General features: G+C 50.3%; 30 protein-coding genes. 19 read left to right on the top strand and 11 right to left on the bottom strand.

The genetic code is table 11. From position 1 onward, the window contains the following. The first annotated feature begins 91 nt into the window (after window positions 1–91). Window positions 92–1,309, top strand: a complete 1,218-nt coding sequence (locus ACQYWX_RS20935) for an MFS transporter (RefSeq protein ID WP_431686212.1) — start codon at window positions 92–94, stop codon at window positions 1,307–1,309. 11 nt (window positions 1,310–1,320) lie between these two features. On the opposite strand, the gene ACQYWX_RS20930 is transcribed toward ACQYWX_RS20935, so the two are convergent. Further along, window positions 1,321–2,097, bottom strand: coding sequence for an SDR family NAD(P)-dependent oxidoreductase (locus tag ACQYWX_RS20930; RefSeq protein WP_431686211.1), 777 nt, complete (start codon window positions 2,095–2,097; stop codon window positions 1,321–1,323). A 299-nt stretch (window positions 2,098–2,396) separates the two neighbouring features. Here ACQYWX_RS20930 and ACQYWX_RS20925 point away from each other — a divergent pair, with 299 nt between their 5' ends. The 3 genes from ACQYWX_RS20925 to ACQYWX_RS20915 all read left to right on the top strand — a co-directional run bounded on the left by ACQYWX_RS20925 (window position 2,397) and on the right by ACQYWX_RS20915 (window position 6,020). Continuing rightward, window positions 2,397–4,355, top strand: a complete 1,959-nt coding sequence (locus tag ACQYWX_RS20925) for an AarF/UbiB family protein (protein ID WP_431686210.1) — start codon at window positions 2,397–2,399, stop codon at window positions 4,353–4,355. 465 nt (window positions 4,356–4,820) lie between these two features. Next, window positions 4,821–5,162, top strand: a complete 342-nt coding sequence (locus ACQYWX_RS20920; RefSeq protein ID WP_041598539.1) for a DUF3135 domain-containing protein — start codon at window positions 4,821–4,823, stop codon at window positions 5,160–5,162. A 162-nt stretch (window positions 5,163–5,324) separates the two neighbouring features. Next, window positions 5,325–6,020 (top strand): TIGR01621 family pseudouridine synthase, encoded by a 696-nt coding sequence (locus ACQYWX_RS20915; RefSeq protein WP_431686209.1) that lies wholly within the window; start codon window positions 5,325–5,327, stop codon window positions 6,018–6,020. Window positions 6,021–6,033: 13 nt separating this feature from the next. Here the strand turns inward: ACQYWX_RS20915 and ACQYWX_RS20910 are convergent, their stop codons facing one another. Beyond that, a complete protein-coding gene (locus ACQYWX_RS20910) occupies window positions 6,034–6,219 on the bottom strand; it encodes a hypothetical protein (RefSeq protein WP_011395964.1) in 186 nt (61 codons plus the stop codon). 171 nt (window positions 6,220–6,390) lie between these two features. On the opposite strand from ACQYWX_RS20910, the gene htpG reads away from it, so the two are divergent. Continuing rightward, window positions 6,391–8,316, top strand: coding sequence for a molecular chaperone HtpG (gene htpG, locus ACQYWX_RS20905; protein ID WP_216737345.1), 1,926 nt, complete (start codon window positions 6,391–6,393; stop codon window positions 8,314–8,316). 101 nt (window positions 8,317–8,417) lie between these two features. Here the strand turns inward: htpG and ACQYWX_RS20900 are convergent, their stop codons facing one another. Then, on the bottom strand, window positions 8,418–9,626 hold the full coding sequence (locus tag ACQYWX_RS20900) for a DUF1329 domain-containing protein (protein ID WP_371824061.1): 1,209 nt from the start codon (window positions 9,624–9,626) through the stop codon (window positions 8,418–8,420). A 552-nt stretch (window positions 9,627–10,178) separates the two neighbouring features. On the opposite strand from ACQYWX_RS20900, the gene ACQYWX_RS20895 reads away from it, so the two are divergent. Both ACQYWX_RS20895 and ACQYWX_RS20890 read left to right on the top strand, forming a co-directional pair. After that, window positions 10,179–10,637: a DUF6586 family protein gene (locus tag ACQYWX_RS20895; protein WP_431686208.1), complete on the top strand. Its 459-nt coding sequence runs from the start codon at window positions 10,179–10,181 to the stop codon at window positions 10,635–10,637. 158 nt (window positions 10,638–10,795) lie between these two features. Beyond that, on the top strand, window positions 10,796–11,041 hold the full coding sequence (locus tag ACQYWX_RS20890) for a hypothetical protein (protein ID WP_011395969.1): 246 nt from the start codon (window positions 10,796–10,798) through the stop codon (window positions 11,039–11,041). Window positions 11,042–11,086: 45 nt separating this feature from the next. Here the strand turns inward: ACQYWX_RS20890 and lexA are convergent, their stop codons facing one another. Further along, entirely contained in the window at window positions 11,087–11,689 is a 603-nt protein-coding gene (gene lexA, locus ACQYWX_RS20885) for a transcriptional repressor LexA (RefSeq protein WP_347815435.1), read from the bottom strand. 254 nt (window positions 11,690–11,943) lie between these two features. Between lexA and ACQYWX_RS20880 the strand changes: the two genes are divergently transcribed. Further along, on the top strand, window positions 11,944–12,525 hold the full coding sequence (locus ACQYWX_RS20880) for an NAD(P)H-dependent oxidoreductase (RefSeq protein WP_431686207.1): 582 nt from the start codon (window positions 11,944–11,946) through the stop codon (window positions 12,523–12,525). A gap of 167 nt (window positions 12,526–12,692) precedes the next feature. Then, window positions 12,693–14,543 (top strand): collagenase, encoded by a 1,851-nt coding sequence (locus ACQYWX_RS20875; RefSeq protein ID WP_431686206.1) that lies wholly within the window; start codon window positions 12,693–12,695, stop codon window positions 14,541–14,543. Between the two features lie 55 nt (window positions 14,544–14,598). Here ACQYWX_RS20875 and ACQYWX_RS20870 read toward each other — a convergent pair whose 3' ends face one another. After that, window positions 14,599–14,838: a hypothetical protein gene (locus ACQYWX_RS20870; RefSeq protein WP_431686205.1), complete on the bottom strand. Its 240-nt coding sequence runs from the start codon at window positions 14,836–14,838 to the stop codon at window positions 14,599–14,601. 405 nt (window positions 14,839–15,243) lie between these two features. Between ACQYWX_RS20870 and ACQYWX_RS20865 the strand changes: the two genes are divergently transcribed. After that, window positions 15,244–15,693, top strand: a complete 450-nt coding sequence (locus ACQYWX_RS20865; RefSeq protein WP_431686204.1) for a hypothetical protein — start codon at window positions 15,244–15,246, stop codon at window positions 15,691–15,693. Here the strand turns inward: ACQYWX_RS20865 and ACQYWX_RS20860 are convergent. From ACQYWX_RS20860 to ACQYWX_RS20850, 3 genes are all read right to left on the bottom strand, one after another. Continuing rightward, on the bottom strand, window positions 15,688–16,548 hold the full coding sequence (locus tag ACQYWX_RS20860) for a S1 family peptidase (RefSeq protein ID WP_431686203.1): 861 nt from the start codon (window positions 16,546–16,548) through the stop codon (window positions 15,688–15,690). The genes ACQYWX_RS20865 and ACQYWX_RS20860 overlap by 6 nt on opposite strands. A gap of 151 nt (window positions 16,549–16,699) precedes the next feature. Continuing rightward, the gene (locus ACQYWX_RS20855) at window positions 16,700–16,939 is read right to left on the bottom strand and encodes a hypothetical protein (protein ID WP_431686202.1); all 240 of its coding nucleotides are present in this window, start codon (window positions 16,937–16,939) and stop codon (window positions 16,700–16,702) included. 196 nt (window positions 16,940–17,135) lie between these two features. Further along, window positions 17,136–17,489 (bottom strand): hypothetical protein, encoded by a 354-nt coding sequence (locus ACQYWX_RS20850; protein WP_216737354.1) that lies wholly within the window; start codon window positions 17,487–17,489, stop codon window positions 17,136–17,138. 333 nt (window positions 17,490–17,822) lie between these two features. On the opposite strand from ACQYWX_RS20850, the gene ACQYWX_RS20845 reads away from it, so the two are divergent. Continuing rightward, the gene (locus ACQYWX_RS20845; protein WP_431686201.1) at window positions 17,823–18,242 is read left to right on the top strand and encodes a cupin domain-containing protein; all 420 of its coding nucleotides are present in this window, start codon (window positions 17,823–17,825) and stop codon (window positions 18,240–18,242) included. A 65-nt stretch (window positions 18,243–18,307) separates the two neighbouring features. Beyond that, window positions 18,308–18,736: a hypothetical protein gene (locus ACQYWX_RS20840; RefSeq protein ID WP_431686200.1), complete on the top strand. Its 429-nt coding sequence runs from the start codon at window positions 18,308–18,310 to the stop codon at window positions 18,734–18,736. Window positions 18,737–18,923: 187 nt separating this feature from the next. Here the strand turns inward: ACQYWX_RS20840 and ACQYWX_RS20835 are convergent, their stop codons facing one another. Beyond that, complete coding sequence (locus ACQYWX_RS20835; RefSeq protein ID WP_431685803.1) at window positions 18,924–19,871, bottom strand: IS5 family transposase; 948 nt, start codon at window positions 19,869–19,871, stop codon at window positions 18,924–18,926. Between the two features lie 103 nt (window positions 19,872–19,974). On the opposite strand from ACQYWX_RS20835, the gene ACQYWX_RS20830 reads away from it, so the two are divergent. The 3 genes from ACQYWX_RS20830 to ACQYWX_RS20820 all read left to right on the top strand — a co-directional run bounded on the left by ACQYWX_RS20830 (window position 19,975) and on the right by ACQYWX_RS20820 (window position 21,254). Beyond that, window positions 19,975–20,313: a DUF7668 domain-containing protein gene (locus tag ACQYWX_RS20830; protein WP_431686199.1), complete on the top strand. Its 339-nt coding sequence runs from the start codon at window positions 19,975–19,977 to the stop codon at window positions 20,311–20,313. Window positions 20,314–20,436: 123 nt separating this feature from the next. Further along, window positions 20,437–20,655, top strand: coding sequence for a DUF6500 family protein (locus ACQYWX_RS20825; protein WP_279508151.1), 219 nt, complete (start codon window positions 20,437–20,439; stop codon window positions 20,653–20,655). 107 nt (window positions 20,656–20,762) lie between these two features. Beyond that, window positions 20,763–21,254 (top strand): hypothetical protein, encoded by a 492-nt coding sequence (locus tag ACQYWX_RS20820; RefSeq protein WP_431686198.1) that lies wholly within the window; start codon window positions 20,763–20,765, stop codon window positions 21,252–21,254. Window positions 21,255–21,325: 71 nt separating this feature from the next. Here the strand turns inward: ACQYWX_RS20820 and ACQYWX_RS20815 are convergent, their stop codons facing one another. After that, window positions 21,326–22,021 carry a class I SAM-dependent methyltransferase gene (locus ACQYWX_RS20815; RefSeq protein ID WP_431686197.1) on the bottom strand — a complete coding sequence of 232 codons (696 nt, stop codon included), beginning with the start codon at window positions 22,019–22,021 and terminating at the stop codon, window positions 21,326–21,328. 140 nt (window positions 22,022–22,161) lie between these two features. Between ACQYWX_RS20815 and ACQYWX_RS20810 the strand changes: the two genes are divergently transcribed. The 3 genes from ACQYWX_RS20810 (at window position 22,162) to ACQYWX_RS20800 (ending at window position 23,664) form a co-directional block, all read left to right on the top strand. Continuing rightward, entirely contained in the window at window positions 22,162–22,569 is a 408-nt protein-coding gene (locus ACQYWX_RS20810) for an Rrf2 family transcriptional regulator (RefSeq protein WP_431686196.1), read from the top strand. A 32-nt stretch (window positions 22,570–22,601) separates the two neighbouring features. Next, entirely contained in the window at window positions 22,602–23,069 is a 468-nt protein-coding gene (locus ACQYWX_RS20805) for a hypothetical protein (protein ID WP_431686195.1), read from the top strand. Window positions 23,070–23,211: 142 nt separating this feature from the next. Continuing rightward, entirely contained in the window at window positions 23,212–23,664 is a 453-nt protein-coding gene (locus tag ACQYWX_RS20800; RefSeq protein ID WP_431686194.1) for a hypothetical protein, read from the top strand. A gap of 85 nt (window positions 23,665–23,749) precedes the next feature. Here ACQYWX_RS20800 and ACQYWX_RS20795 read toward each other — a convergent pair whose 3' ends face one another. Then, on the bottom strand, window positions 23,750–24,028 hold the full coding sequence (locus ACQYWX_RS20795) for an acylphosphatase (protein ID WP_431686193.1): 279 nt from the start codon (window positions 24,026–24,028) through the stop codon (window positions 23,750–23,752). Between the two features lie 320 nt (window positions 24,029–24,348). On the opposite strand from ACQYWX_RS20795, the gene ACQYWX_RS20790 reads away from it, so the two are divergent. Next, window positions 24,349–25,068 (top strand): glutamine amidotransferase, encoded by a 720-nt coding sequence (locus ACQYWX_RS20790; protein WP_431686192.1) that lies wholly within the window; start codon window positions 24,349–24,351, stop codon window positions 25,066–25,068. Window positions 25,069–25,093: the final 25 nt, after the last annotated feature.

Below are 25,093 nucleotides of genomic sequence, written 5' to 3'. Positions count from 1 at the left end.
ACCGCGATATTAGTCACCCATGCGCTTTACGCCCTTTCATTCTGTTCTTTTGTTAAGCCTCTATTTTGCTGAGGGTTTTCCCGCTGGTTTGATGGTGCATGTGATTCCGCCCGTGCTGCGGGAGCATGGCGTTCCGTTGGAGTATATCGGCTTGATCAAAATGCTGGCGTTTCCATGGGTGCTGAAGTTTTTATGGGCGCCTTGGGTGGATCGCTATAACTTGTTCCAGCTGGGGCTGCACAGAGGTTGGATCATTACGGCCATTGGCGTGGTCAGCGGGTTATTGCTGTGGTTGGGGTCGATGCATCCGGGCCACCTTGGCGCCTGGGGGATTCTGTTTTTCATGCTGATTCTGGTGTGCCTGAACTTTGGCGCGGCGACTCAGGATATTGCGACGGATGGGCTGGCGGTGAAACTGCTGCCGCCGCCTATGCGCGGGTGGGGGAATGCGCTCCAGGTCGGCGGCTACAAAGTGGGTATGATCGTCAGCGCCAGTTTGCTTTTGATGGCCATCGATAAGATAGGCTGGGGCTTGAGCCTTTACAGTATGGCCGCGATCCTGGTGTGTTGTCTGATTCCTATAATGCTGTTCGATGAGCGTCCTTTGGGCGAGACGCCCGGCTCTGACGAAAACCTTCGGGAAGGGGAAAGTAAATCCCCGGTGAGTCTGGCGCTGATTCTCAACACCTATCTGTCTTTCCTGCGTCAGCCCGGCATGATCTACTGGGTGGCGGTGCTCCTGTTGTTCAAGATGCCGGACAGTCTGGCCTCCGGCATGATCAAACCCATGCTGGTGGATAAGGGCATGTCGCTGTCGGATGTGGGCGTGGTGACGTTATTGTCCTCGTTGGTGGGTGTGGCGGCGGTTTTCGCCGGCGGTGGTTTTTATGACCGCTTTGGTCCCAGAATTTGCCTGGTGTCGCTTTCTCTGCTGCAGGCCCTGGCGTTAGCAATGTATTCCATCGTTAGCGGCGGCGCGACGGACATGCCGGTTGTGCTGGCGGTCGCCATTTTCGAACAGATAGTCGACAGCATGGCGAATGTCGCCTTGTTCGCCATGATGATGCATTACTGCCGCAAAGAACATGAAGGCGCTGACTTTACGCTGCAAGCCTGCATTCAGGTGATTGTTTCCGGCGCGGCGGGGGTATTTAGCGGCTTCGTCGCCAAAATGCTGGGTTATGACGGGCTGTTTATCGCTGCCGGGGTGATCAGTCTGTTGGTGGCGTCTCAGGTCCTGCATTACTTCCGCATGGACCCGGACGCGGTCAGAGAATGGCGCAGATTGAAAGAGGCTCCCGCTGAATAACGGGCCTTTAATTATCGCATCAGGCTCTTCACGACAGGCGCAACCCAGCTCTTCGGAACCAGACGCGGTGACTCCACCATCATCTTGTTGAGCATTCCATGCACCACGACGGGTTTGCCTTTCAGCGTCGCTTCGTAAGCCTGCTCCGCCACTTTTTCCGCTGGCATGCGGCGGATGTACTCCATCGCTTTCAGTACGCCGGTTCCCGCCTTGTCGAAAAATTCGGTTTCCGTGGGCCCAGGGCAGGATGCGGTGACAGTGACGCCCTGTGATTTGAGTTCAGCGTGAATCGCACGTGATAGCGATAACACATAAGCTTTGGTGGCGTGGTATACCGCGAAATTGGGGCCCGGCATAAAACCGGCGATGGAAGCGATGTTCAGGATGCGACCGCCGCCTTGCTCCACCATGTCGCGCCCAAACAGTTTGCAGAGCGAGGTGAGCACGGTCACGTTGAGGTAGATGGTTTCCTCTTCCAGCTGATAGTCGCGTTCGATGAACGAGCCAAAATGTCCTCGTCCCGCATTGTTCACCAGACAGTCTATCCGCACGTTGCGAAAACGAACTTCGTCGTACAGCGCTCGCGCGGCGTTATCAGCGGTCAGGTCGAAGCCGATACACTGGCTGTCGGTGGCATATTTCTCTTTCAGCTCTGCGGCCAGACGCTCCAGATTGTCGCTGCGTCTTGCGACCAGGGCCAGATTCCAGCCATTGCGGGCGAATACCCGCGCTAGCGCCAGGCCAATGCCGGAGGAGGCGCCCGTGATCAATACAGTTTTCGCGCTCATAATTCCAACCCCTGTCTTGTGTTATGTGTGTTTGTCAGATTCCTGCGTGACCTTGATGAAAGCGTGAGTCTTGTTGCGAGGCTGTGGGCTGTTTTTACACGCCCACAAAGCACCGAATAGCAGTCTATCAATATAAATGACCGTTGGTCATTTTCAATTTGGCCAACTCCATCAAACTTTATCTATTCGCCCTGTTGATAAGTGCTAGACTGCTTTTTTGCCTCGAATGATATTGATAAGCTTGGAGCTTGTCGGACTTCATAAACAACCTATGGACAGCATCAGGCTCTGGCGCCCACATGAGTGAATCGGACCCAAAGAAGTTCATCGAGATTAACTTTCCGGTTTTAAAGCAACGAACTGACCGGGTGTTGCGAGGGGCCGGCCAGTTTGCGGTCAGTACGGTAAAACTGCCGAAATCCTTCCTTCCCATCGGCCAGTTGATCCTCAGCGACGACCTCATTGACAGAGAACAACTGGCCCGCGAGCTGGATCTGTTATTCGAAGCCCTCTACCAGCACCCCATCTCTGAACAATCCAAGGCCCTGACCGGGTATCTGCGCAAGTACAAACTGATTCCCAATGAAGAGACGACTGAAGGTCTGATTCAGTTTCTGGTCAAACAGACCGTGTCGCGGAGCCCGGTGGAGATCCCCGAGGCTATCGTCAATGAGTTCTGGCAGTTCTTCCATGAGTTGATCAGCGCGCCGGAGTTGAAAGGACTGGTGGAGCTCAACCTGGATATTATCCGCTCCGTGTTGCGCGCCTATGAGCCGTTGCTGGTGGAGCTCATCAATCGCATCAAACACTTGCGACATGTGAATAACCTCGCTATCGGCGAAATGGCGCAAAAGGCGAGAGTGTTGCGCAGCGATCTGGCGATTTTGCGGCGGCAGATCCGCGCTATCCGTTATATCAAGCCTTTCTTACAAACCGATCCGCGTGATTTCGCCGGGCAGGCGCAGATCGTGGCGAAAATGGTGCGCGAGTTCGGCCCTTTGTTTATCAAAATGGCCCAGGTAGCCGCTGCGAATGCGGAGTTCCTGCCGGAAGAAATCGCCACTGAGCTGAAAGTGTTTCAGGAAGACGTGCAGCCAATGACGTCGGAGGAAGTGAACCAGGCGTTTCTGGAATGCTACGGCAAGCTTCCCGGGGAGATATATTTCGGTTTTGATGTCGCTAATCCCTTGCGTTCAGGCTCCATTGGTTCGGTATATGTAGCGAAGAAACCCGTGCGCCGGGATGGCGTCGAAATGCTGGTTCCGATTGTCGTGAAGGTGTCCAGGCACAATCTTGAGCGGGAATTTCAGATGGGCGCGCTGGCTTTGGAGTTGATGTTGATATCCAGTCAATACTGGGCGCCTCATACCAAACTGTTGCCGTTTTTGGAGGCGATGTCCCGTCAGGTTAAAGAATTCACGCGAGGGTTCGAGCAAGAGCTGAACTTCGAGGACGAGGCGGCGATACAAAAACGTTTTTATCGTCGCTCTCAGGACAGCGACAGTTGGTCCGTACCGCAAATATACTCCGCCACAGGGCGCATTATTGAGATGGAATACCTGGAGACGGCGCTGTCAGTGGATCGTCTCTTACGGGAAGTGGCGGGACAGGAAAAAGAAGACCTGCGCCGGAAAGTCGCGGAGCGCTTTCTATTCACCATTTTGCAGCACGTCCTAGTGTATCAAGAGTTTCACGGTGATTTACATCCGGGCAATATCATGGTGACGCCTGAAGGTCGCCTGTTTCTGATTGACTGGGGCAACGTGGTGGATATGCGGGGCAAGTGGCCGTTGGTCTGGGACTATGTCTATGGAGCTCTGACGGCGGATGTGGAGCGCCTGACCCACGCATTGATCGAAATGAGCACGCACCCGGAAGATAACCGCCGCCGCAGGGAGTTTATACACGCCGCCTTGACGGAAACACTGAAGAAGAAGGGGGTCACGCCACTGGGCGTTCATGCTTTGACGCAGTTGTACAAAGAGGGCGTGACAGGCGTTCAGCGTCGTTTGCAGACGGTGATGCATCTGCTATCCAATACCTACCAACTGGGAATTATCGTTCAAAGCGACTACCTGCACCTGAGCCGTTCCATCACCGCTATGGCGGGCGCTTATCTGAGCATGTACGAGCAGGCGCCGCGCGCTCAGTTATTTATGGATCTGGGATTCGGCGTGACTTTGTTTCCCTATCGCCTGGTTCGTGACCGTGTGCAAACCCGGTTGAAGAACTTGCGGGGACTGATCAGCCGAGTCTGAGCGCCCCATATGACGCCTCAAACAGCACTGAGGGCGAGTCTTTAAGTGTGTCTCGCCTCACATTTTTGCTAACAGGCGCCTGCCTTTTTACCCATCTTTCCTAGACCACTTAGGTTGTTTATCTACCTGCTAACCTTAGCTTGTTATGCTAACCGGCTTGTATATAAAGCCTTTTATTTACACAGGTATAACTAATTTTACACAATGTAACATGCCATTTTTTTCTGTTAGAATGCATTTTATGTGTACAGGTCAAAAGCAGACTTGTACTATCTGAATATGGTTAAAAATTGAACAAAATAAGGTGTGGCTTTTCTGGTTGGGTCCATGTCTTGAGCGCTGGGTGAGACCAGCTTGAAGCTTAAGAGCCTATCGCTTTTCAGCAGGTGGCTGCTGAGTAGTAACAAAAAGCCGCTGGGTAGTATGAAAGCCGAATCAGGCTGTAGTGTAGTAAGAGAGCTTAGAATGGAACTTCCACATTTTGATGAATTGCTTGAAATGGCCAAACAAAGGCCTGAAGCATTGGAAGCGCTAAGAGAAGAGATGGTGGAGTATATCATCACCTCCGCCCGGACTGACTGTCAGCGCAAGCTGCGCGGGCTTCAGTTCAAGGTCGATATGACCCGCGCCAGAGCCAAGACCCCCTTGGCGGCATGCATCAAGATCAGTCAGTTAATGCATGAGTCCCTGGCGGAGCTGCGTTACTGTTTGAACGAGCGTTATGACTTTGCCTTGGCTGAGGCGGAAGCCGCCCCGGTTTCCAATGCCGAAGTTATCTCTCTCGAAGACTATCGCAGTCGAGCCTGATCCCAGGCGCGTCTCTCTCCCGCAATGGATTGCCTTCTCGGCGTTAATTGATCGCAACGCCGTAATAATGTGTTTTAACCGGTTTCGGCGGTCTCCACTCGTGCATTGAAAACACCTGGGGTAAACTGCCGCTCCACCTGCTGGCCGATGTGGAGTGAAACGGTGAATGCATCCTCTTTTCAAATAATCGCCGACTACGATGACCTGCTGGTCGTTGATAAAGCGCCAGGAATATCTTTTCATGATGAAGACGGTGTGCAGGGCCTTTGCTCCAGTGTGGCGGATGCCTTAGGCGTCCGCGTCTATCCTGTGCATCGTCTTGATAAAGTGACGTCTGGATTATTATTGCTGCCGAAAACACCAGCGTTAGCTCGCGAATTGACCGAACAGTTCAGCACCCGCCAAGTTGAGAAATTTTACTTAGCCCTGTCTGGGCAAAAGCCACAAAAAAAGCAGGGTAAAATTATCGGCGATATGGAAAAGGCGCGCGCGGGCGCTTGGAAATTAACTCAGGGGCGCGAAAATCCCGCCGTCACCCAATTCTTCAGCCACCCCCTAATGCCCGGCGTCAGGGCGTTTATCGTGCGTCCATTAACGGGGAAAACGCATCAGATTCGCGTTGCGTTGAAAAGTATCTCCGCGCCCATCGCCGGGGACGAATTATATGCGGGAAAGGCGGCCAGAGATTTTGACCGCACTTACTTGCACGCTTATGGCGTGCGTTTCAGTTATAAAGGGGAGCGCTTGGCTATCATCCGTCCACCGCAGACCGGAGAGTTGTTTGTGTCCGAGACGATGCGCGACTTATTGGAGGAGGAGTGGGCGTCTCCTTGGGATCTGCCCTGGCCGGGGCGCTGAGCATTCGGCGCTGTTACAACGCCAGCACTTTCTGTTCGCCGCAGCGGGCGCAACGGTAAACCGTCACCAGCTTGCCCGATTTTACGTCGAATTGCTTTTCCTTACTGACCTCCCATTTGTGAAAGCCATTGCGGCACAAGGTTTTACCTTTGGCTTTCTTCTTCAGGGACGGCCTTTTGAATGGAATGACATCTCCCACAGAGTTTCTCGCATTTGTTAGCCATGAAAATGTGAGCATAGCTCCGAAACGGTTGAAATATCCATATTCGCCCCCACTTTCTGGCCGCAAGCGCCGGATAAATCGCCGGCCTGCAATCAATATTATTTCACTTGTTTCCGATACGGACTTACGCCAGGAGTTTGTCGACCGATGACGACTGCAACAGAAAAACAAACCTTAGGCTTTCAGGCTGAAGTGAAGCAATTGCTTCACCTGATGATTCACTCGCTCTACAGCAACAAGGAAATATTCCTTCGCGAATTGGTATCCAACGCGTCGGACGCCTTGGATAAGTTACGCTTTCAGGCGTTGAGCAAAGAAGACCTCTACGAAGGCGACAACGACCTCAAAGTTCGCCTGGAGTTTGATGAGAAAGCGCAGACCATTACTTTATCGGACAACGGTATCGGCATGAGCCGTGATGAAGTGGTGACGAACCTGGGCACTATCGCCAAATCCGGTACGGCGGAATTTCTTTCCAGTCTGACCGGCGACCAAAAACAGGACTCACGTTTGATCGGGCAGTTCGGTGTCGGCTTCTATAGCGCCTTTATCGTCGCCGACAAGGTTGAGGTTTATACTCGCCGCGCAGGCATGAAACCTGAAGAAGGGGTGCGCTGGGAGTCCAGAGGAGAAGGCGACTTCTCCATTGAAACCGTGACCAAAGAAGAGCGCGGCACGCGTATTGTGTTGCACTTGAAAGAAGAAGAGAAAGAGTTCGCTAACGGCTGGCGCTTGCGCAGTCTGGTGAAAAAATACTCTGATCATATTTCCTTCCCGGTTGAAATGATCAAAGAAAATATGGACGTTGGGGAAGAGGAAGAAGGCAAAGAGAAGGCGGAATCCGCGCCTGAATTCGAATCGGTTAACGAAGCGACCGCACTCTGGACCTTGCCTCGTAACGAGATCAAAGACGAAGACTATAAAGAGTTCTACAAACACATTGCTCACGACTTCAGTGACCCAGTGCTCTGGGCGCATAACCGCGTGGAAGGCAAGCTGGACTACACCAGTCTGCTGTATGTTCCTGCAAAAGCGCCCTATGATTTGTGGAATCGCGAAGCGCCACGTGGTCTGAAGCTATACATCCAGCGTGTTTTCATCATGGATGACGCCGAACAGTTCCTGCCGCTGTACCTGCGTTTCGTGAAAGGCGTCGTGGACACCAACGATCTGTCCCTGAATGTATCGCGGGAAATTCTGCAGAATGATAAGGCGGTAGAAAGCATGCGCTCCGCGCTGACCAAGCGCGTGTTGGACATGCTATCCAAACTGGCTGCTGACGATGCGGAAAAATACCAGACTTTCTGGGATGAGTTTGGCCGTGTATTGAAAGAAGGTCCGGCTGAAGACTTCGCTAACCGCGAGAAAATCGCCAAGTTGATGCGCTTCTCCAGCACACATCAGGACGACGACAAGCAAACTCAGTCTTTGGAAGACTATGTCAGCCGCATGAAGCAGGGGCAGGATAAGATTTACTACATCACTGCCGAATCCTACAGCGCTGGCGTGAAGAGCCCGCATCTGGAGATTTTCCGCAAGAAGGGCATTGAAGTGCTCGTGATGCATGACCGCATTGACGAGTGGCTGATGAGCCATCTCAACGAGTTCGACGGCAAGCACTTCCAGGATATCGCCAAAGGCGAATTGGACCTGGGCGAAGTGGAAGACAAAGAAGAGAAACAGAAGCAGGAAGAGGTTTCCAAAGAGGCGGAGCCTTTGCTGAACCGCTTGAAGGAAGTGTTGAAAGATCACGTGGAAGAAGTGCGCGTGACTCACCGCTTGACCGACTCTCCCGCCTGTCTGGTGGTTGGCGCTTATGATATGGGAGTGCAGATGCGTCGCATCATGGAAGCGGCAGGTCAGGCGTTGCCTGAGAACAAGCCGACCTTCGAGATCAACCCTGAGCATCCCCTGGTGAAAAAACTGGGTGAAGAGCAGGGCGCGCGTTTCGAAGATCTGACTTGGGTATTGTTTGATCAGGCGCGACTGGCTGGCGGAGAAAACCTGAAAGATCCTGCTGGTTACGTAAGCCGTCTGAATAAACTGCTGCTTGAGCTTTCTAACGCGGGCTAAGCCTCGTTTAGCTGTCTAAGTTGCAGTAAGAGAAAGGCCGCTTAAACAGCGGCCTTTTTTAGTGGGAGAAAGATGGGCTAAAGGTGTCTAATGGATAACCATTAGCGTCTGGCGGCGCGGCGTACCGCGGAAGTCGAGAAGTCGCTGTCTCTCAGTCCGGGCGCAAAGTCGCGAGGCCTTTCTTCGTTATCCAAACCGTCGACGAAATAACGCCCTGACTTCAGGTCGTAAATAACCTCCAGTGTGGTCCAGGGAGCTTTCACCTCGTAGTAATTCACCAAGTGAGCTTCCGATACGCGCCACAGTTCACCTTTATCGTCATAATCCTCCGCAACCAGCAGTTGCCAGGAGTCCTCATCAAAGTACATGCGGCGCTTGTGATAGATGTGACCCAGCCCTTCGCGCAGGATGCCTTCCACCACCCACACCCGATGCGCTTCGTAGCGCGCATGCTCCTGATTGATGTGGCCGGGACGCACGATATCGTTCATGCGCAGGTTGCTGGAGTGCAACTGGTAAGCGTTGTAAGGCACATACATGACTTTCTTGGCGATCAACGTCCATTCATATTGGTCCGGCGCCCCGTTGTACATATCAATCTGGTCGGTAGTGCGCAGCCCTTCGCTATTTGGAGCCTCGGCGTCGTAAGCCAGGTTAGGGGAGCGTCGCAGGCGACGTTCACCGGCCTGATAGCGCCAGGACTGTCTGGGAGAGCGAATCTGATCCAGCGTCTCATGCACCAGGTTCATGGTTCCTGCGAGCTTGGCGGGAGCGACGACCTCCGTCTTGAGATAGAAGATTTTGTTATCGATGTCTTCCGGGCGATTGTGCTGCTGAGCATACACAAAGAAATACTCATAGTCGGTTGTCACCGGCGTGTAAGAACCGTCTGGAAGTGTGGCGGCGAACGAAGAACGAAATGAAGCCTCTTCGCCCCGGTAGCGCAGGATATGGTTCCAGATAATCTCCACCCCTTGATTGGGGATCGGAAATGGACTGGTGATCAGCGATCCTTTAACGCCTGTTCCACGAGGCATTAGTTCCGCCTTGGCGGCGTTTTGTTTCAGAGCGGCGTAGACGTGGTCAGGGTAAGACGCGCTGCGGCGGCTGGGATACACTTTCAGAATGTAATCGCTTGGATACTTCTGCAGCAGAGCCTTGTGGCCTTCGGTCAGTTTGTCTGAATAATCCTGTGCATTGCCGGCGTTAATGATGAAGCGTGGAACGTCCGCATCGAAGGGGTCAGCATGCCATTTATCTGGATTATAATTCGCAGGCGGCTGCTTAATGCCTCCATCCCAAGAGGGCACTTCCCCCCCTTCGCTACCGGCCCTCTCGGCGCCAAGCGGCGTGAGATCCCGGTCCAAACGTGCCACCTGATCCGGCGGCGCCTTAGCTGTGGCGTTTTGCGCGATTAGTGAAAATACGAGTAATACCAGTGCGTTATTTATATTTTTTCTTGCGTTACGGCTATAAGCCATGTCTTTCTCACTCTCTTTCTAGAAGTAACAGACAGTTCCCTTACTTTCTCTCCCTGGACAAAATTATAGCAGTCTAAAATATTATTCTAGTTTTCTCACTAGCGCCTTTGTTAGCGTTTATGGCGGGTTGCTGCTGAACGTTAACTTGTGTAAGGGGCGAGCCTGAGGATCGGGTGCTAAGCTATGAGAAAGGGGCTGCTGATAGTTTGTCGCCATTTTGCGGAAGCCTGAGTCGAGGGAGTCAGCAATGGTAGGAAATCTAGGCGTCTAAACGAATCGGAATTGCGCCTCAGGAAATAGTCCGGAGGGGAATTTTTTATTAAAGAACTTATGGTTAAAAACCTATACACTAACAAAGAGCAATTGTTGATGAGTTAAGGTATGTCCGATAAGTGGCTGACTTATGTTAATGAAAACCTGTTTTTCGCCAAGCTGCAGTTGCAGTGGAGGGATGCATCCTCAACGGTGGCGGAAAAGCAATGCGCCGGACGGGCGGCTTTGCGTTTTCTGCAGCAGGCATATGTCGGCTTCTTGAATGAGCTTGCGGAGCAGCGTCGCATCAAAGTTAAAATTGAGACGCTCGCTGACTTGGAAGGAGAGTTGGAAGTTGAATCGCCAGAAGTAATCAGCATGAAGCTGGCGGTGGAGCAACCCGATTCCTGGCTGGCTCAACTGCTAAAACAATTTGGGGACATATCTCGCCCCCGAAAAAATGAAACGCCGCAAAATGAAAATATTATCGCCGCCACGTCAGCTCCATATGTGATGGAGTTAGTGGTGATACTGGAGTCCATGCAGGCGTTCATCAACGAGATGAGAGAGCACAGTTTTGAGTGGTAGAGGTAAGCTTGAATGAAAGAAACCCTCTCAGGCCTCGACTGATAACAGCTTAGGAAAATGATTGAGGCGCCTGTGGCTAGTTTTCTGATTTGTTCGCTCCCGGGTGTTGGGACGATGGAAAACATTTCAGTGAGAACTTACGAGTAGGAGATTTGGAAATGGCATCAAGCTTCTTTGAAATTGTTCAATTGCCGAATGGCGATTTCGCTTTGCAACCCATGGGAGGCGGAAGCGAACATTTGGTGAAAATCAGCTTCGGTCAGGAAGCCAAGGCATATCTGGCGGAAAATGACGCAGCTGTTGCGCATGCAATGATTAATGCGGCGATTAAATTGGTAGGAGATATGCGGGAAGAGGCGATTCGTCAGTCTGAGGCGGAAGAAAAGCCGAAAACCGTACACTAAAGGCCCCGGCTGCCCATACAAGGGCAGTCGGCGCTTCGTTCCCTGTTAGCGGCGAATAACGCCGACGCCCAGTCCTTCGATGTCCAGCGGTTGTTGCGACAGATTCACTTCAATTGGCTCAAACTCTTCGTTTTCCGGCAATAAAAGCACTTTGTTTTTTTGACGCTGAAAGCGCTTTACAGTCACTTCATCGCCAATGCGCGCAACCACAATTTGCCCGTTGTGGATATCGGTCGTGCGATGCACCGCCAGTAAATCACCGTCGAGTATTCCCACGTCCTTCATGCTCATGCCTTTGACACGAAGAAAATAATCGGCGGAAGGAGTAAAGAAGGATGGAGGCAGTTCGCAATATTCTTCAATATTTTCCTGGGCCAGAATGGGGTAGCCCGCTGCAACCTGACCGACAATTGGAATCCCCTGATTTTGCGTTTCCGTCGCTGGCAACCTGATGCCGCGAGAGGCGCCGGGAACCATCTCGATAGCGCCTTTCTTCGCCAGAGCTTTCAGGTGCTCTTCCGCAGCGTTAGCGGAGCGAAACCCCAGACGATTAGAAATCTCCGCCCGGGTAGGTGGATAACCCGTTTCCTCAATATGCTCGCGAATCAGTTGTAAAACCTGCTCCTGGCGCTTGGTTAGCTTAATCACTCCACCCTCCGGGGACCCTAAAAGGTCTGATAAAATTCTGTGTATACTATATGTTTATCCATGTCTGTTTATGTATACAGTAATGGTTTGGGCAAGTAAAGAAAAAATGTCTAAGTGACTGAGGATTAAGATGAAAACTCTCATGACGGACCACTTATCAAGTAAAGCTGTTGAATATTGATCAGCAACAAATGCCCGCCTTGGTTAATTGAGAAAAATATAAAATAGATGATTAGTCTCTCAGGGAGCAGCCTATGGGGGCGCGTATTTTGATTATTCAGGGGCACCCTGATCCACGGGGAGGCCGGTATTGTCATGCCTTGGCTGACGCGTATGCAGACGGCGCGGTGGCGGCGGGGCATGACGTGCGTAGGCTGGCGGTGGCGACAATGAATTTTCCCTGGTTGCGTTCAAAGCAGGAGTTTGAAGAACAACCGCCGCCGGAATCGATTATCGCTGCGCAAAAAGAAATCCAATGGGCCGAATGTCTGTTTATTGTTTATCCGCTATGGATGGGAGATCTTCCTGCGATATTAAAAGCATTCCTGGAGCAGACGCTACGGCCGGGGTTTGCTGTAAGCGGTGGCGATAAGTGGCCCAAAAGGCTATTGAAAGGGCGCAGAGCGCGTATTGTCGTAACGATGGGGATGCCTGCGTTTGTCTATCGCTGGTTTTATCGTTCGCATAGTTTAAAAAGTCTAAAACGTAATATCTTGGGTATTTGTGGCGTTTCGCCGGTCCAGGCGTCGCTGATTGGCGCGGTGGAGGATTCTGATTCGCGGTCCCGAAAACACTGGCTGGATAGAATGCGCAGGTACGGCGGTAAAGCGATATAGCCTTTGGTTTAGTCATTGCCTTATCTGCTTGGCGGCTTTGATACAATTTGATGCTTTTCTTAGACAGACCGATAACTTCTATCGGTATATCTTCATGGCCCGTGCGGTAAAGCTCATAATCCGCAGCGTACTTTTCATATCAGTTGTAAATCTCTTCAGGAATCGTCATGACGCCAGCGAACAGATGGTTTAGAGCCCCCTTTGTGGTTGGCGTTGTCTTTCTTATTCTCACTGTCAGCGCAATGACATGGTCAAAGGGCGGTGGGGAGCTTTTTAAGTATTTTCGACACAACTCGGAGCAGCCGGAAAAGTTATCAGAACTGCCTCCGCCGCTGCCGGCATACAGTCGAGCAAAAGAGGACGAGCCTTACTACGAGGAAGAGAGTAAGCCTGACTGCTATTTGGATGGACTTTCGGGGCTCTCGGGTGACGAATTTGTTCTGGCCATATGGGGAATGGATCATGATTGTGTGAGGGACTTGGTCTTCATGGAGGAACAAGCTCTTCTCAATGTATTCTCAGAAGCCAACATGTCAGTCGTGGCGCAAGCGGCCACTTCAGAATCATCTTATTTTCAAGAAGATAATATCTATGAACTGACGAACCTCATTCAATATCTGCATGCGGGATATGTGCTGGAAAGAAACCGCCCGCGTAAGAAGAAGCTATATGGAAAGACGTTGCAGAAACAGGTTGCGGTAGTTGTCGTTCAAGTTACCAATAATGCTCTTCAAGGCGCCATTGGAGCAGATCGCGCGCGATTGACGGAGTTGTCTTTTAAACTGGTAAACACTTCTGATAATCAGGGAGTGGTTGTCAATGAGTCCGTCGCCTGGTTAGAGAAACTGGGCCCGCTGACCGACGCCAATGAGCGTTATGATTTAGCGTTAAACGAGCTTTTCAATATCTACTATAAAGGCCATGACAATGACGCCTTTGTCGACATCGCCTCTCATGATGCGCAGATTCCTAACGCGCTTTATCGCTTCATTGTTGATAAAGATTCGTGGTTGGTAGGCAGCCGGGAGTATCTATTGATGAATGCCGTCAAAGAGCTCGGGCGCTTTCTGCAGTATAAAACGATACGGGATGATACAGGCCACTTCATACGTAACCTGATTAACAGATATGACCTGAGTCGTGACACCGCGAATGTGTGGAGCATTTTGGCCGGCTCAGTGGATTACTACGATAAGTCGAACTGCAGGCTTTACAACGCTTGCGATTATAGAAAGCGCGTCGAGACTGTTATTTTGCGCCGAGAGCGCATGTGTGGCGAGACGGTCAGAATAAGGGCTCAATCCATGACGGAGGAGCAGTTTGACTCCGCCTGTGAGGCTTTGTCCCGGCGCGAAGATGTCTTTCACCAGATGCTGAACAGTGAACGAGAGCCCGTTGCTGAGGATCAGAACGACACTCTGGAAATGGTCATATTTAAAGATTCAGACACATTCGTTGACTTGGGCTGGCTATTGTTTGATTCCGATGCAGTGACCGCTGGCGGCGTTTTCTATGAGGGCGATCCTTTTGATGAAGCTAACCAGGCGCGAGTGCTGGCTTATCAGTCAGAAGAGGTCTCAGACTCGCATCAGATACTGAATCTGGATCATGAGTTTGTGCATTATCTGGACGGGCGATTCACCATGTATGGTTTGGAGTCGGAGTACATTGAAGATAATGTTTGGTGGGCCGAAGGCGTCGCCGAATACATTGCCTTACAGGATCATTATCCAGATGCAGAAGAAGCGGCTTTGTCAGAAATGGTGCGTTTCTCGGATATCATACACTCCAACTACAAGAGCGATGAGTCACGTATTTATCATTGGGGTTATTGGGCGGTGCGGTATATGTTCGAACAACGTCCAGATGATGTTGAACAATTGGTGAAGTGGTTCCGGCAAGGGCGCTACGAGGATTACCAGGACTGGTTGAAAGATGAGGCGAAATACTTGGATGCGGATTTTGCAGAGTGGATGACGACGATCAAAAAGGAGCTTCAGGCCGCCTCTGGCATTTAAAGTAAAAGCCAAATCCCTGGCGTATTGATTAATAAATCCGTGCTCGTAAATTTCGTTAGCCGTTTCGGCGGGATAACTGAGCTGTCTTAGAAGGCTCTGGGGTGATATCGGTCATTGACTGAATTGAGGGGATGGCTGCGTCAAATTGTTGCTCATCCTCTTTGGCTTCTATATTTGCGCAGAACTCCATCAGCCAAGCATACCCGTAAGGGGTTATCTGTTCGGTATAACGCAGCAACTCCGCGATGCGGAATAAGTCGTTAACGACCTTCTGCGAAGGGGACGTCTGATTCACTGTTACTCCTTAAACCTGTGTTCAATGATGCCCTAAGGGCTAGTGCAATTGTATTTTTGGAAGGAAATGGTATTTGTCTTGTTATGACGGGGCAAGAGGGGGTATGGCCTAGGTCATATGTGGGGGGGGGGCGTAACAAGGACGGACCAAGCGTCCAAGGAGAGTCACCTTAGTAATTGGACCGATAGATCTCTGTAAAAGGATGATTGGTTAAAGATCCCCATAATTAGATGAGAAGCCATCATAGCTATAGTGATTATCAGCGTTGCATGAATTTATTGAATTGATGATCTGACGGAAACTATTCCATGTCGTCGCCTGCTCTGGATTGTTATCGTCTAACTTGGTGTTTCTCGTGAACAACTTTCAGCAAAGCGTATATCCAACGTTGGAGTCGTGGGCGACATGAGTGGAATGGTTTCCCGGTTCAGTATCGTCGGTTTTGTCTACGTTGAAATGACGGTGGGACTCAAGGTCCTGAAAGGTGAGGGCGATGCTCTGGAGCGTGCGGAGAGGGAGAATGGCAGGAGGTTGGCCGCGCTGCAGCAACAGGTCGACCATCTTGCCAACATGCTTCATGACGCCATCCTGGCAGCGCACGCAGAGTCCCAGTTTGAACCCATTGCGGCGCAATATCGACTGTACCAGCCGGGCATTACGGGGTTTACGCAGTTTCCGACGTATCGCTCCTACGATGAAACTCAACCTGGGGAAGGCGGTTACCTGCAGCTCCATGAAAACCCTGCCGTCACGCTATGTTTTTGCGTATTTCCTGGGCGGGAGGAGACGAAGGCGTTGCAGGATTTGATTGCCAGGCTTGTTGTTGATGCGTCGGGAGAAGGCTCACTCTTATAGAGCCTTCATTATTTCCTTCAGGCGTACGGACTGACCAAGCGGCGAATAATTCGACGTCAAATACGGGCCGAAAGCGTCGTGTTTCATTTTTCGATAATCAAGATCCCCATTACTAACCAAGTCAAAGGTATGCGTGATTACGCCTTCCAGGGATACTAGCTCTACATTGCCCTGTTCATCGTAGCGAGCACTGAAAACCGGCGCGCCGGAATTTCCCCAGAAGGCGGGGCAGTCCGTATCGAATAACACACCGTCGTACCCCGGCGATTTGGGCGAGGGCAATAGCTTTCCAGATCGCTGCTTGCGCTGGCATCTAGCGGAGCTGACCCTCAAGGTGTTCTGCGTTTTAACAATGGGGTAGCCAACTGAAAACAGCGCTGCGCCTGTTTCTGGAGCTGGACCGAAGTTTAGCGGGATATCCTTAAGCGCCAGCTTACCCTCCGTGTAACCCGGATCATAATGCACGATCGCCAGATCGTTGATACCTTCAACCGAGCTGTCATATTCGAACGAGGCGACGGGGATATAAAGATCGTTTTGATCAATCGAGTTGTCCTCAGAGTAGGCGAGATAATAATTGCCTTTCTTGGAGTCGTCCCTAAAACAGTGCTTGGCGGTAACCACTAGTCCGTGCTTCAGAATAAGGCCGGTGCAGATGCGGAAATGATCCTCATCCAAAATCGGAACGATATAGTCAAAGTCATCAACCAGACTTCTTTTCGGGCTGTCGGATTGTCCAGCAACACTTTCCTCTACCGACGTACAGGAAACAACTAGCGTCGCCGTGAGTATGCAGGCGCTCACTTTAGCTAAGAGGGCGGTTAATTTTGATAGGAGTAAGCGTTTACGCATCATTTCTCTACTTCTACGGAAAGGGGCGGCTGTGATTGCAATGCTTTCGGGATCTTTATATGTTTTCTCTGTTTAATATGTATCTATTCATATTTTTAGAAACCGAAGTAAATCAAGGGCTCGGTCTCATTAGTTTGATTGAGTGGATGGGCATTCAGTTGCATTTTTCGGCGTGAATAAAAATGGATTTTTTCCCTTTGTAGAAAGCAATCTCAAAGTGAATTTTATAGTTTTCATAAACACGGTCCTGAATCCATCCTTGCGCCTGCTCTAAATTAGCTTCCACATAGTCTGGTAACAGGATAAATGAGAACAGGTTCTGAGCCTGTAAATCGTCAAGATCGTTCCAGGCGTCTATCCAAAGTTGTTCTTGCTGGCTACTTGAAAGCGTCATATTCACGGTCAGTTAAAATTTAAGCATTTCGCATGCGCGTTTGCGCACTTGACTATATTGCTCATTCTCATGAATTCACTAAGAAATATTGTAATTCTACTCAGCCACAACTTTTAAAATCAATTTCTGCACTGTCTGTCCTGTTTAATTGCCTCTACCTTGCCAATCATAATATTCCGTAGTTTAAAACGGACGGCTACGGCGTAGGCTGGCGCGGTTCATCCAAAGACTTTAGGTATCCCCCTTGTTTCAGGTGTAGATCGTCGCCATCCCAACCGGCGTACTGGGTATTATCTGAAGGATCGAAAGCAATAACGCCAACCAGCTCTAAGCGCCCGTCGTACCAGATTGTGGAATCGTGCTCGTAATAAATTTTCCCAAGATAGATGCGGTCATTGGGATTGCTATCATCTTTTACGCTTACAAAAACGCCGCCATCCGCACCTCCCGCCCATATGGTTCCTGCAGGGCCTTCCTTGTCCGGCTCAGGCCCAAATTCAACAGAACATCCGGCTAGTGAAAGTAAAAGAGTTAAAAGTAGATATCTCATGTTTTTGTATGTGTCCTGTGCAACCGATGTGCATCAATCCAGGCTAAAATTTTCGCAGCTTTTTCTGACTCAGCGGCGGCTCGCAGCACCCTCGGGTGCTGATAGTGGCCACATACCCACAATGTGGCAGGGCTTGTAAAACGCTCGAATATAGACACTGTAATACCAACTCCAATTCGACCGCGATGACTGATTAATCTCTGTTCACAGTGATATTGATGGGCTTATGCTCGTCAACGAGTGTGGCTATGATAACACCTAACAAAATAATCATAAGGATGCCAGGCAGCATCCCACAGAAAGGCGTTAGCTGAAAAATACGGAGCATTGAATATGAAACACGAAGATCGACAGCCTATATTCTTAGCGCCAGGCCAAGGCCGTTCGTACTCTATGGGGCCTATTTCAGCCATATTCAAAGCGGATGGCGAGGAGTCTGCAGGAGCTTATTCAATTTCCGAATGGTGGTTAGAGCCATACTCAAAAGGACCGGGGGCTCATAGCCACAATGAAGATGATATATTTTTTGTTATAGAAGGAACAATGAGCTTTCTCATTGGCGAAGCATGGACGGAAGCGCCAAAAGGCAGTTTTGTTCTCGCCCCCAGTGGCGTCACTCACGACTTCGAGAATCGAAGCGCGTCCCGCGCAGGCGTTTTAAACATATCAACCCCAGGCAACTTCGAACAACATATGCCTCAAATTGTTTCCTGGTTTGAGCAACACCCTCCGGGTAAAACTAGCGGTAGTTGACCCGTTGCTCCCACGACACAGCAGTTTTTGCGGTTTGCTGTGTATATACGACGTTATACTCACATATGAACGCAATAGAATTTAGAGAAAGTTTTAGAAAATTCCTAAAAAATGATGAGCGCTATAAGAAGTTTGTCGCAATTATCAACAGAGGGAGAGATAGCCGGCTTCTATTCTGGCAGGAGCGCGCCATTGAGCAGTTCTGCGAAAAGCATGCTCTGAAAATACCTTCGTTTGTAGTGCTGCAAGAAATCTTCAGTGTATGTGAGTTACACGGTAATACACTGGAATACGGAAAAGTTAAGGTGTTTTGTGGTCATGTTGATTACTCCCCGGATTACACAAAAGCATGCGCAAAACTGTTCCCTAATAGTTATATGTCATCGGTAAATGGGCCAGAAGAAATGTATGGCGAGAACTATGGTATTCGTTTCTGCAAAGCATGCAGGGAAGCGGAACAGCAATGGAGAGATGAGCATGCATGGCAAGGCTAATCTGCATTAGAGAATTAGCCGATCTGAAATAGCAACTGTAGTAAAAATGCAGTGCTCGTAGTTCTAGGGAACCTCTGAATAACCCATAGTTATCCCAATATCCCTCTCCATTGTGCATTTGGCCCAACCATATACTGCTTTTTCCAACAACTTTCGCCCCTTTCAGGACGGAAGTGGGCCTATCGCCCTATATCCGCAGCTCTTTCCACACCGTAAGAAGATTGCTGAAGGCCGCCAGTAGATATAATCGATTCCTGTTCTTCGCCAGGCCTCGATAGCGGACTTTGCCATAACCAAACACCTGCTTAATGTAGCGGAATGGATGCTCCACTTTGGCTCGGATGCTCGCTTTCAGCATCTCCATTCTCTGATGCTCTTTGCTCAGTGTGCGGCGCACGCCTGGACGTCTCGCGATAAACCAGGCGACACCCGCCCGCTTCTGGTGTTCCTCCCGCTTATGAATGCCTTGGTAACCGGCATCGCCGAACACGACGCTTTCTTCTCCATGCAGCAATTTGCCCGCAACTGTGATGTCATGGACATTCGCTCCCGTCGCTTCAAGGCTGTGAATCAGTCCCCGGGCGCTGTCTACGCCAATGTGCATTTTCATACCAAAGCGCCACTCATTGCCTTTCTTGGTCTGGCGCATCTCCGGGTCGCGTTGGCCGCTCTGGTTTTTAGTGGAGCTCGGGGCGGAAATAATCGTCGCGTCCACAATGCTGCCTTCCCGCATCATCAGCCCTTGCTTCTGTAGTTGTTTGTTCACTTCCTTGAAAAGCGTCTTGCCTAAACCGTGACGCTCCAGCAGGTGACGAAAATGGAGGATCGTGCTTTCATCCGGCAATCGGTCTGACAGGCGCAGACCAGCAAAGCGACGCATGGACTCAATCTCATACAGCGCATCTTCCATCGCGGGATCGCTGAGGTTATAGAACAGTTGCATGCAGTGAACGCGAAGCATGGCGGATAACGGATACGGCGGCCGGCCATTCTCACCCTTGGGATAATGACGGGCGACCTTCTTCTCCAACCGTTCCCAGGGAATCAGCTTATCCATCCGCTCCAGAAAGATTTCCCGGCGGGTCTTACGCTTTTTATTCTGGTATTCGGCTTCGGAGAAAGTCATCTGATCCATGAAAAGTGTTCCTGCTGAGTTGGACTGCCGTATTATGACTGATTCTGGGAGTTATTCAGAGGTTCCCTAGGCATCGGCTTGGTTGAGGGAACGGAGCGACAAAGTGGACGATAACATTATAGGCTTGCTTGAGAGTTTGGTTGTACTTCTTGTCAACTCAAAGTTTTCTGAAATAGTCGCCAGGAATGAAAATGGTCGTCTTTCACAATCTGAGATAGAAGCAGCATTACGAGAGTATCCCGGGATAATAAGTTTGCCTCCAGAGTCCGCTTATAGTTCAGTATGTGTTTACGATATATATGATGATGTTACGGAAGCTCGAAGGATTGAGTTTGATTTGTGGTATGACGGTGAAGTCAGTGATTTAAATTTGTCTGCAGAAATCAAAAAGAATTCGTCAGGGGAGCTTGTAATAACCATAGAGGATATACATGTTTTGTAGATGCCTTGGTGACAATCGCTACTACTCATGTATAGAGAAAGGGTGTTTTAGTGGGGCGCTGAATCAGAGTCGATTGAGGGCGCAGCCAAATGTGTGTTCGGCGTCGATACTTGAGGAGTTGTAATGAGAGAAAGTTTGAGGAAGAAGATCATTTCTGTCTGTGATCAGAAAATTGCGGCTAAAGGCGTCAATGTCGGTGTGTCGTTTTATGCTTTTTTCGCCAATAAAAATGATGACCCTGAATTGCTAATGGAAGCCGCTGAATGGTGGATTTTAACCAATAAACTGGACCACTTCGAAAAGGCGGTAAAAATAAAGGATCTAGTTCAACAGGGTGCGTGAGTTGTGTAATTAATCGGGTAGGATTAGCGCACTGAACTGAATGCAGAAGCTTTTCAAGCCTGCACAGGTCGAAGGAGGAGGCTATTAACGGTTCAATGAGAATAATATTGGCTGTTCTGATACTGACTATATTACCGTCCTGTAGCGATGGCGAAGGTTCAGGATTGAGTTCTAATTCAGATCAGGGAGCCCGTCGCAGTATAGATACCCCACACAGCTATTCTACGCATGAAATCGAAGCCCTTGCCCGTCTAAAACTTCCACCCGAAGCAAAGATTCTTAGCAGCCATATTGAATCAGGGGGCCTGGATGGTTTGGTTGCGCTGCTGATTCTGCTGCCAAAAAACCAATTCTCATCTTTTATGTCGCAGGCAGGATACGAAACCAACCCCGAGCCCGTAAATTACGTGTCATCACTTTTTGTTTCAGTAGGCCGTGAAATATCAGGCTGGCCAAATCAGAAACAGTGGGATGACATCATCCACAAGGGCCAACTAACGATTATCCGTGGCGCAGAGCCAGGGTTTTCGCGCACCACGATTATTGACCAGAGCGGGGCGGACGAATGGCGGCTTTATATAATCCATCATGAGTTATGAGAAAAAATAGGCCGCCACCAGGCTCGCAGAAAACTCATTGAACAATGTCCGGGAGGTGTTGACCGCCTTAGTCAGGCGACATGGGCGAAGAACGCGCCAATAAGGCCAGCTTGATAAAAGGGAATAGGGGTTGTAAAACCGCCCGCTTTGATGATGGTCGCGACTGTGTCTGTCGGCAGTACGGCGACGTCCTGACTATAGGCGGCTTTCATCCGCTGAATATCCTCTTGTGATACCGCTGCGTTCGCCATCAGCCGCAGCCACAAATTTAACTGTCCCTCGTAGATTTCGCTGCGGGTATCTGCGACTAAATCGGCGCTAACGAGAAGCCCCTCAGGTTTGAGTCTGTTGGCGATATGGCGGAAAAACTCACTTCGGGCTTGTTGATCCAATATGAATTGGGAAACCAGCAGACTGGTGGCGCCATCAAACTTTTCTTCACTGGGAAGTGCCTCCACATAACCCTGATAAAAGTCGCACCTGGATGTAAAACCCGCCAGTTCAACGGCTTTGCGGCACTGATTCAGCATCTCGCCAGACGGCTCAACGGCGGTAAAACACCACTCTGGGAAGTGCTTGGCCAGGTGCAGCATTTCTTTACCTGTGCCTGCGCCCACGCACAGGATGTGGGCTCTTGTTGGCAGGACGCCAAGAATGGTCTCCATGAAGAAATACAGCCCATTGTTAATCGGCGACATCCGTCGCCACTGCGTGTCGTAGTTTGGCGCCTGTTGGTCGAATAGTTGTGTCAGTTGCTGTTTATCCATTTGGGGTCGCTCGCTTTGCTGAATGTGTGTTTTCTCATTTTACGTAACAGTAAATGTTACATATATTGGGTGCGCGAGACAATTGATGTAACGTTAAAAGTTGCGTGATAGGATTGGGCGTCTATTACACGAGATGCAAGATGAGAAAAGACAGTCGTTTATCCCGAGTGTTGCACGTGCTGATTCACCTGGCCGCCAGCGACAAACCTATGACTTCAGGGCAGATTGCTGAGATGCTGTCGACCAACCCAGTCGTGGTGCGCCGCACCATGGGCATGTTGCGAGTGCAGGGATATGTTGATTCCGCCAAAGGCCACAGTGGCGGCTGGACGTTGATTAAAGCGCTGAACGAAATCACCTTACTTGACGTGCATAATGCGCTTGGCGAGCCGACCCTGTTTACGTTGGGTCTCACCGACGAACACTCAAATTGCTTTATTGAGCATGCGATCAATGAAGTGCTAAAAACCGCCATGGACGACGCAGAAAAGAAACTACTGAGTCGATTTGGCGAGATTACGCTGGATGCCCTGGCGAAACGTTCTTGATGGTGGAGGGCGCTACAAACTGGGATTAAATAATGAACTACATCCAAAAGGGAGTTTCAGAAGTTAACTTCTACACCAGCATGAAGGACATTGCTGGTTGGCTTGAAATTGAACTGAGAGATTATGACTGGCACATATCCGATATAGACGGTGGGTGGTGTGGGATCGTCGACCCGAGTTGGGTGCTGGGCGAAGAGTTTGCAGCAAAGATTGAAGAGTTCGATTACCAGTTTGTCTGGGCTGTTATATCCGCATTTCCGAAGGGAACGGAAGCCTTCACATCAGGCCTGCCTTATGTCGAGGATAACCCTGCGCTCTGGAAAGGCAAGCCCTGTACCCAGCTAGACGGCGCTTTGTTTGAAATCGTATGTTGGGACAGTAGCGCAACACTATTTATCGGCCTCTCTGAAGAGTTAAGCCGCAGATTGTTGGCTAATGCGCCAGGCATAAAAGACTTGGATAAAGAAAATGAGCGGAGAGGCGAGACTGGCTGCATGTGAAGCTATTCTTGCTGCGCGATGACCGAATGAGGCAGTGAATCAGTCATCCGTCCTTAAGCTGCATTATTGATAGCGTCGTTTGTGGCTATGTTTCTATTCGCTGCGGCTGTGCAGGTCCAGGAAAAAGTTTGGAGGAGAGATAATGGGTGGCGTATCGACTGAGATATATTTTGAGCATGATAATCCAGTAGTTGCAGAAGTGCTTAACCAAATACTCGACTGGCGGTTTACTGGGAAGAACTCAGAGGTGGAGGCAATGCTAGGCGAGTTTAACCCAGAGATTGTCGACCTAATCAGAGCACCTCATTACGGGCGCCAAAATTTGGAGTGGCTGGATGATTATCCAGACATAAAAAAGAGCGCCGAACACTTATTGCATTTTGATGAGTTAGATAAGGATTACCGGCTCTGGTTGGATGACTTCTATAGTTACAGAGAAGCCCTTGGAAGTGGTAGTGTGAGCAAGAAAAGGAAGGGGTATGAAATATTTGTGGAAAGTAACGTTTATGTGGGGCCTTTCCTGGTGGCTATCCTAAAACTGGCTGGAGCAACCAAGGTGAAACTGAAACAAGACTCACTCGATTGGCATGGCTAAACAGAAGCGTTTCTAGTTGTCACGCCTTCGACTGTAGATTTGGCGAGTTGGGTCGGAGCAGGTCTGTACTAAAGACCTTTTATCCCTAACATACCTCAAACCCCAACGGCGGCGTTTCTCCCTCCACCTGTTCAGTTTTGACCTCAGTGACGACGGCTGCTTCGGGGCCTTCGTGGAGCCAGTCTATGAGTTGGTTGACGGCTTCGGCGTCGCCGTAGGCGAGGACTTCGACGCGGCCGTCTGGCAGGTTTTTGGCGTAGCCGAGTATGTGGAGGCGTTCGGCGACTTGACGGGTGGAGTTGCGGTACCAGACTCCCTGGACTTTGCCGTTGACCCAGGCGCGGATGTGTTGTTTGTCCTGCATTCTTTTCTCCTTTGCTTGCTCTTGCTGCGTTGGTTCCGCTTACTTTGCTCACTGTGTTCTTTTTACCCATGTACGCCTGGGTGTAGAACGATTTTTTGGCTCACTTCGTTGCTGTCAGGCGATATGTAGGCCGTTTTTTAGTCGCCAAGCTTATCTGTCGGCGCTAAAGAGCGCATACTTCTGACAGGTTTATCACTATATTTAGTAAAAAGCGCTTTTAGAGGCTTAAATTATAATAGATACGGCTGTTGCTTCCTGGGATTCTCTTTGGGATCGTCGGGGAGGCGGGCGGCTTGGTTTTAATGAAGGCGTTGGTCGATATGGAAACAGGAAAACTGCTGATCGCGCTCTGTGGGGATACGCATCCGGCGATCCTTGAAGAGTTCGGTAATTTTGATGGTTGGTTTATTGATGTTTTCGACAAAATGGGGATCTCCACTCATTTGTGGAATACCCATATGTACCATGACGCGCCGGAAGGAAATTTTATTGGCTGCGTCGTCACCGGTTCGCCAGCGATGGTGACGGACCGGGCGCAATGGTCGGAAGATCTGGGGCGCTGGATGCGGCTGGCGATAGAGCAAGGTCTGCCGCTGTTGGGAGTGTGCTACGGTCACCAGTTACTGGCTGACGCTTTAGGCGGCGCGGTGGACTACCAACCAGACGGACGAGAAATCGGCTCCCTGCTGATCACCAACCATGCTTCAGACGGCGATGATTACATCTTCTCGCGATTGCCTCACACCTTTCACGCCCATCTGACTCACGCTCAGTCCGTATTGACCCTGCCGGAAGGGGCGGTGAATCTGGCCAGCAGCGGGCGCGTGAAACATCAGGCGTTCCGTTATGGCGATCGCACCTGGGGCGTGCAGTTTCATCCTGAATTTACCTGTCCCATCATGTCCGCTTATTTATCGGTATACCGGGATCAGATTCCCGCCGCGCAGCGGTTGCAATTGGAGGCGCATTTACAGGATTGTTTTGACGCCCAGAGAGTGCTGGAAATATTCGCGGAAGGGTGTTTGCGCGGCTTTGCGTAGACTCATCCTGAGCCTTTCGAGTTCA

Source organism: Hahella sp. NBU794 (assembly GCF_050749805.1).
GTDB lineage: Bacteria > Pseudomonadota > Gammaproteobacteria > Pseudomonadales > Oleiphilaceae > Hahella.
The sequence above is the reverse complement of the archived record's forward strand: the minus strand, read 5'-3'. Positions and strand labels throughout refer to the sequence as shown.